The sequence below is a fragment of the Treponema sp. UBA753 genome (assembly GCF_002297325.1).
Classification (GTDB): domain Bacteria; phylum Spirochaetota; class Spirochaetia; order Treponematales; family Treponemataceae; genus Treponema_D.
In genome coordinates this window covers 1-6432 of sequence record NZ_DBKJ01000139.1, presented here as the reverse complement: position 1 = coordinate 6432, position 6432 = coordinate 1, and the positions used below count along the sequence as shown (strand labels likewise).

The window sequence follows — 6432 nt, the reverse complement described above, 5'->3', positions numbered from 1 at the left end:
TCTTGACTTTTTATGGGAGATTTTCTATGGAACTTGCAAAAGTAACATCAAAAGGTCAGATAACAATTCCTCTTATGATAAGAAATTTGCTTCAATTGAAAACTGGCGACAAAGTGTATTTTGAAGAAAAAAAAGGAAAAGTTTATATTGCAAATGCATCACAAATAGCTTTGGCGAATGCGCAAAATCAAATGCAGGGCGAAGCTGAAAAAGCAGGTTTTCAAACAGAAGAAGATGTTGTTGCCTACATTAAAGAATTAAGGAAAACTAGGTGAGAGTTTTTGTTGATACAAATGTCATAATCTCGGCAATGCTTTTTCCAAGCGGAAAAGTTGCAAGAGTTTTTTCTCATCTGCTTGAAAAACATACAGTTGTAATTTCTTCCTATACAAAAGAAGAATGTAATGAAGTCTTTGAAAGAAAATTCCCTGAAAAACTAAAACAGCTTGAAAACTTTTTTAACGGAATAAATTTTGAAGAATTTGCAACACCAAATAAAATTGATGTGAATAAATATCCAAAAATCAGAGATGTAAAAGATTTGCCAGTTCTTGCCTCTGCAATTTTGTCTGATTCGGATATTTTGTTGACTGGCGACAAGGATTTTGAAAATTTAAAAATCGATAAGCCTTTAATCTTTTCTCCTGCAAGATATTTTGAGCTGATAGATAAGTAAATTTTTACCTTCAGCAGTTTTTTAGAAAGGAAAAAGTTGCTTTTTTGCAGAGATTTTCAATTTCCTGCCAATTTTTTTCTTTTATGAAATTTTCGGGGCACATCCAGCTTCCGCCCACCGCGCCTACATTTTTACATAAAAGATAGCTTGAAAAATTTTCACCGTTTATTCCGCCTGTTGGAATGAAAACTGTTTGCGGAAAAGGTCCTGCCAGCGACTTTAGGAATTTTGTTCCGCCCATAACTTCCGCAGGGAAAAGCTTTAGGAAATTCAGGCCGGTTTCTATTGCCTGCTCAATTTCGCCCGGCGTGCATACTCCTGGAAAAAACGGAATTTCATGTTCAACGCACCATTTTACTGTTTTGGGATTGAATCCCGGGGAAACAAGAAAATCCGCTCCGGCATTTTGGGCTTTTTGCGCGAGGTTTGCGTTTATTACAGTTCCGGCTCCCACAAGAATATTCGGAAACTCTTTTTTTATTGATTCTATGCAGCCAGCGATTTTTTTTAGCCCGGTTTCGCCGTCGTTTGTTCTAAAGGTTATTTCAACAGCTTTCATTCCGCCGTTTGTAAGGGCGCGCACAAGTTCCATTGCATATTCTTTTTCCTGAATTTTTACGACCGGAATGATTTTTGCATTTTTGATTTTTTCTGCGGTTTGTTCAAACATGGAAATAAGTATTGCATAAAAAAAAAGAGGGCGCAAGAAAAACTTCTGGAAACGTTATTATTTTTGTAAGAAAATTACAAAGAATTTATAAAAAAAGTTTGACAAACCGAATTGACACGTGTATACTTTTTCGTGTTGAGCAACCGATTTTTCTTGTTTTATAAGAATTGTTGGTGTAAACTTTAAGCATTGCAGAACTTTTTGCTTTGCATTGTTTAATAAAATAATTTGGAAACGTTTTTATGGAAAGGTCCGCTTCTGTTGTTACAATTTCGGATATTGCCCAGGAACTTGGAGTTTCAAAGTCTACAGTGTCCCGAGTTATAAACTGCAAGGGGCGGATTGGCGCGGAAACCCGGCGGCGCGTAATGGAAAAAGTTCAGTCGTGCAACTATGTTCCTAATCCGATGGCAAAAGGACTTGTTTTGCGGCAGACTTTCAATATTGGCGTTGTTATTCCAAAAAATGAAGAGGACAATCCGTTTTTTCAGAATTGCCTTGTTGGAATTTCTGAATCTGTGTATAAGGCCGGCTATGACGCTTTGATTGTTGTTCAGAGCGGCGGAGATATTACTCCGTTAAGGCGGCTTGTTATAAATAGAAAGGTTGACGGCGTTATTTTGACTCGTCTTGAAGAAAAAGATGAATCCGTGGACTTTTTAAAAAGAGAAGGGATTCCATTTATTGCAATGGGCACACCCGGGGATGATGAGTTTTGCCATGTTGGAAGCGACCAGATTTCTGGCTGCTATGAAATGACAAAGTTTATGATAAGCCGCGGATGTGAAAAAGTTGCAGTTCTTGCGGGCGATAGCAAAAACAGCGTGAACACTTTTCGTTTTGAAGGATTTAAAAGAGGACTTGCTTCTTCTGGAATATCATTGGACGGCTGTGTCGTTCATTGGAATCTGGAATGCCAGAAAGATGTTTTTTCTGTTTTGCCAGATATTATGAAGGAAAACCCGCAGTGCCTTGTTTGCATGGATGACATTATCTGCGTCTATGTGCTTAAATGGCTCAAGCAGAATGACTATGAAGTGCCGGCTGACATTCAGGTGATTTCATTTTACGATAGCCAGGTTTTGGAGAACAATACGCCTCCAATTACGGCGTTGAATGTAAATGTTTCAAATCTTACAAAGAAGGCGGGAAATCTTCTTGTGGATATGATAGAAGGAAAAAAAGTTCCAAGCCACACAAAAGTTGGCTACGAGCTTAGAATAAGGGAATCTTTCCGCTGATTCGCGGTTGGAATATAAAAAGCTTCATTGTTTTATAATTAGGAGGACAAAATGAAGAAAGGTATTATTGCAGCTGTAGCTGTAGTATCTGCAGGTTTGCTCGCATTTACAGGATGCAGCAAGAAAGCTAAAAAGTCTGAAAAAATAACTCTTACTGTATGGGAGTCTCTTTTAGGACCAGATGAATTCATTAAACAGGCTGGAGCTAAATACACAGAGTCTCATCCGAATGTAGAAATCAAATTCGTAAACGTAGAACTTGGCGATTCAACAGGACAGATTGCCCTTGACGGACCAGCTGGAGTTGGCGCAGATCTTTTTGCTGCTCCACATGATAAGCTTGGCGAGCTTGTTAACGGCGGACACGTTGCTCCAACAGCAAACGCAGACGTTGTTGCAAAAGAAGTTCTTGGCGCTTGTTCAAAGGCTCTTACTTACGAAGGAAAAATGTACGGATACCCAGTAAGCGCAGAAACTTACGCTTTGTTCTACAACAAGGATCTTATTGCTGAAAAAGATGTTCCAAAGACTTGGGATGACCTTGCAAAATGGGCTATTGAATTCAACAAAAAGAATCCAGACAAGCGCGGATTTGTAATGGATGTAGGAAACGCATACTACTCAATTGTATTCACAACAGAAAACGGAAACCGCATCTTCGGTTCAACTGGAGCTGACACTTCTACAACATATCTTAACAACGATGATGCTGTAAACGGAATGAAATTCTTCCAGTCACTCAGAAACGCTCTTGATGTTCCTGCTGCTGACCTTTCAACTGGAGTTTGCGACGCTGCATTCCAGGGCGGACAGGCTGCAATGCACATTACTGGACCTTGGAACGTAAAGAACTTTGTTGACGCTAAATTGAACTTTGGTGTTGCGCCACTTCCTTCACTTCCTGGAGACACAGTTCCGGCAGCTTCATTCTCTGGAACACGCGCTATGTTTGTAAGCTCATACTCTGATCATCCGGAAGAAGCAGCTGACTTTGCTCAGTTCCTTATCAGCCCGGCTATGCAGCAGCTCAGATTTGACATCACAGGAGCTATGCCAGCAATCAATGTAAAAGTTTCAAGCGAATACATTGGCGGATTCCTCAACCAGCTTGACTATGCATTCCCAATGCCTTCTGTTCCACAGATGTCTGCTTTCTGGGATGCTCTTGGAAACGCTTCAAAGAACATTTGGAACGGTGCAGATGTTAAGAAAGAACTTGACGCTTGCAACGCTACAATCCTTGGAATGTAATTTAGCTTTCTTGCTATTGTAAACTAAGCCTATGGGCTGCCCAGAATTATCGAAAAGAATTTTTTGCGGCAGCCCTTTGTTTTCTTGCAAAATTTAAAAACAGTTTTATAAAAGACGGCATATTTTTGTCTGCCTTTTTAAGCACTTGTTGTGCGTTCCCACTGATTTAGGGTTTATCCAAACCGTAAAAACGGATGAGCCAAGGCCTTGAGCGTAAGCGTGCCTTGACCAGACGTATTCAATTGCGAGGTGTCTTATGCGGATAGAGTCCGATGGAAGTTCTGCAAAAAAGGTAAAAGTTGCATCTTTATGCTTCATGGGATTGTCCCATATTATTTACCTTAAACAATATGTCAAAGGCGCTCTTTTTGCTGCCCTTGAAGTTCTTTTTCTTGCTTTTCTGCCAGTTACCTGCGGAAAGATTTTTGATTTGATTACTCTTGGCGAACCTCAGCCTGATATTCCGGTTAAGCTTCGCAATAACTCTATGTTTATGCTTATCGACGGAATTCTTATTCTTTCGATAGTTGCTCTTTTTGTAGCGGCTTATGTAATTTCGGTAAGAAGCGCAAAAAAATCCTATGAAGAATACTGCAGGACTAAAAGATTCGTTTCTCAAAAGTCCTCTTTGGAAGAAGTTGGCAACAAGGCGTTCCCTATTACAGGTCTTGCTCCTTGTGTAGTTATGCTCCTTGTGTTTGTTGTTGTTCCGCTTCTTTTTAGCGTTGCGGTTGCTTTTACAAACTATTCTGCTCCTAACAACATTCCACCTAAAAATACTGTAGACTGGGTTGGCTTCCAGAACTTCAAGGCACTCCTTTTCGGCGGAACAAACTGGTCAGCTGGTTTTGCACGCATCGCAATCTGGACACTTGTATGGGCTGTGGCTTCAACTTTTACCTGCTACTTTGGCGGACTTTTGGTTGCCGTTCATTTGAATGAAAGCGGAATCAAAATAGCTCCAGTGTTCAGGTTTATATTTATCTTGCCTTATGCGGTTCCGGCTGTAATTACAATGATTTTGTGGCGCCAGATGCTCAACGGAACATTCGGAATTGTAAACAGAACTCTCATTGCCCTTGGAATTCTTGAGCAGGGAAGCACAATTCCTTGGCTTGGAGATGCTACGCTTGCAAAAATAATGTGTATTGTAATTAACCTTTGGGCTGGATTCGGCTATTTTATGATGCTTTCTATGGGAACGATGACAGCGATTTCCAAAGATTTGTACGAAGCTGCAAAGATTGACGGTGCAAACGGACCTCAGATTCTGCGCCACATTACAATGCCTCTTGTTCTTTATCAGACAATGCCTTTGATTATTATGAGCTTTACGCACAATATCAACAACTTCGGAATTATCTTCTTCTTAACAGGCGGAGATCCGACGGTTGCAGATTCCACAACCACAATGGCGGGTGGAACTGATATTCTTGTTACTTGGATTTACAAGCTTACAATTACAATGCTTAGATACAACTACGCTTCTGTTATTGCAGTGCTTATCTTCGTTGTTCTTGCGCCGTTTGCTATTTATCAGTTCAGAAATACCAAGGCTTATAAGGAAGGTGAAGTATGAGAAATTACCGTTCATTCAAGACAGTCAGCACAACTTTTTCTTATCTGATTTTTATACTGATTTCTCTTATTGTTTTTTATCCGCTTGTTTATGTTGTTGCCGCCGCTTTCGCTCCTGGAAACGGAATTGCAAACATGAATATTGTTCCTTTCAAGGACGGATTCACTCTCAAGCACTTTAAGTATCTGTTCTTTGAAACCCAGTACTGGCTGTGGTTTAAGAACACATTCATCATTGCTCTTTGGACAACGCTTCTTACTGTTGTGATTTCCTCATTGAGCGCTTATGTTTTTTCACGCTTTAAGTTCGTCTTTAAGCACACTCTTTTGATGAGCATGCTGATTCTTCAGATTTTCCCTTCATTTGTAGGAATGATTGCAATCTATGTAATCTTGAACCGTATCGGCGGACTTGACACTTTGTGGGGACTGGTGCTTGTTTACGTTGCAGGAGGAATTCCGTACAACACTTGGATGGTAAAAAGCTACATGGACACAGTAAGCAAGAACCTTGACGAAGCTGCAAGAATTGACGGTGCAAGCCACTTTAGAATTTTTGGAACAATCATTCTTCCTGTTACAAAGCCGATTATCACATTCTTGGGAATCTCAAGTTTTACAGGACCATGGATGGACTTTATCTTCCCGAAGATGGTTTTAAGAAGCCCTGAAAAACAAACACTTGCGCTAGGCTTGTTCTCTTTCGTTTCTGATAAAAAGAACGAGTTTACAAACTTCGCAGCAGGCTCTTTGGTAATCTGTATTCCGTTTGTAATCTTCTTCCTGTTCACACAGAAAGCAATGATGATGAGCATGGGAACAGCGGCTGTAAAAGAGTGACCCTCGAAAAAAAATAAAAAACTGTGAGCAAGAGCGAACAGTTTTTTATTTTTTAACCAATGTGCATTGAAATTTTCAAAATACTTGTGATTAAACATGAGCAAATATTTTGAAAATAACAAACGCAAGGCTTAATACCCCGAGAAAAAAAACGACTGTGAGCAAGAGCGAACAGT

At 40.0% G+C, this 6432-nt stretch carries 7 protein-coding genes; 6 read left to right on the top strand and 1 reads right to left on the bottom strand.

What is annotated here, in order from left to right:
* The first annotated feature begins 26 nt into the window (after positions 1-26).
* Together B4C08_RS10970 and B4C08_RS10965 are read left to right on the top strand one after the other, a co-directional pair.
* The gene (locus B4C08_RS10970) at positions 27-275 is read left to right on the top strand and encodes an AbrB/MazE/SpoVT family DNA-binding domain-containing protein (RefSeq protein WP_296014665.1); all 249 of its coding nucleotides are present in this window, start codon (positions 27-29) and stop codon (positions 273-275) included.
* Positions 272-676: a putative toxin-antitoxin system toxin component, PIN family gene (locus B4C08_RS10965; RefSeq protein WP_296665336.1), complete on the top strand. Its 405-nt coding sequence runs from the start codon at positions 272-274 to the stop codon at positions 674-676. The genes B4C08_RS10970 and B4C08_RS10965 overlap by 4 nt, the downstream gene beginning before the upstream one ends.
* 10 nt (positions 677-686) lie before the next feature.
* Here B4C08_RS10965 and eda read toward each other — a convergent pair whose 3' ends face one another.
* Entirely contained in the window at positions 687-1346 is a 660-nt protein-coding gene (gene eda / locus B4C08_RS10960) for a bifunctional 4-hydroxy-2-oxoglutarate aldolase/2-dehydro-3-deoxy-phosphogluconate aldolase (RefSeq protein ID WP_296665334.1), read from the bottom strand.
* Between the two features lie 242 nt (positions 1347-1588).
* Here eda and B4C08_RS10955 point away from each other — a divergent pair, with 242 nt between their 5' ends.
* The 4 genes from B4C08_RS10955 (at position 1589) to B4C08_RS10940 (ending at position 6256) form a co-directional block, all read left to right on the top strand.
* Positions 1589-2587 (top strand): LacI family DNA-binding transcriptional regulator, encoded by a 999-nt coding sequence (locus B4C08_RS10955; RefSeq protein WP_295799461.1) that lies wholly within the window; start codon positions 1589-1591, stop codon positions 2585-2587.
* A gap of 51 nt (positions 2588-2638) precedes the next feature.
* Positions 2639-3838, top strand: coding sequence for a maltose ABC transporter substrate-binding protein (locus B4C08_RS10950; protein ID WP_296091376.1), 1200 nt, complete (start codon positions 2639-2641; stop codon positions 3836-3838).
* 256 nt (positions 3839-4094) lie between these two features.
* Positions 4095-5417: a carbohydrate ABC transporter permease gene (locus tag B4C08_RS10945; RefSeq protein ID WP_295799456.1), complete on the top strand. Its 1323-nt coding sequence runs from the start codon at positions 4095-4097 to the stop codon at positions 5415-5417.
* Positions 5414-6256: a sugar ABC transporter permease gene (locus tag B4C08_RS10940; RefSeq protein WP_296091377.1), complete on the top strand. Its 843-nt coding sequence runs from the start codon at positions 5414-5416 to the stop codon at positions 6254-6256. Before B4C08_RS10945 ends, B4C08_RS10940 begins: the two co-directional genes overlap by 4 nt.
* Positions 6257-6432: the final 176 nt, after the last annotated feature.

Excerpts from the sequence above, each read along its gene's own strand:
- B4C08_RS10970 (WP_296014665.1), top strand. The coding sequence starts at position 27 with ATGGAACTTGCAAAAGTAACATCAAAAGGTCAGATAACAATTCCTCTT.
- eda (WP_296665334.1), bottom strand. The coding sequence starts at position 1,346 with ATGTTTGAACAAACCGCAGAAAAAATCAAAAATGCAAAAATCATTCCG.
- B4C08_RS10955 (WP_295799461.1), top strand. The coding sequence starts at position 1,589 with ATGGAAAGGTCCGCTTCTGTTGTTACAATTTCGGATATTGCCCAGGAA.
- B4C08_RS10950 (WP_296091376.1), top strand. The coding sequence starts at position 2,639 with ATGAAGAAAGGTATTATTGCAGCTGTAGCTGTAGTATCTGCAGGTTTG.
- B4C08_RS10945 (WP_295799456.1), top strand. The coding sequence starts at position 4,095 with ATGCGGATAGAGTCCGATGGAAGTTCTGCAAAAAAGGTAAAAGTTGCA.
- B4C08_RS10940 (WP_296091377.1), top strand. The coding sequence starts at position 5,414 with ATGAGAAATTACCGTTCATTCAAGACAGTCAGCACAACTTTTTCTTAT.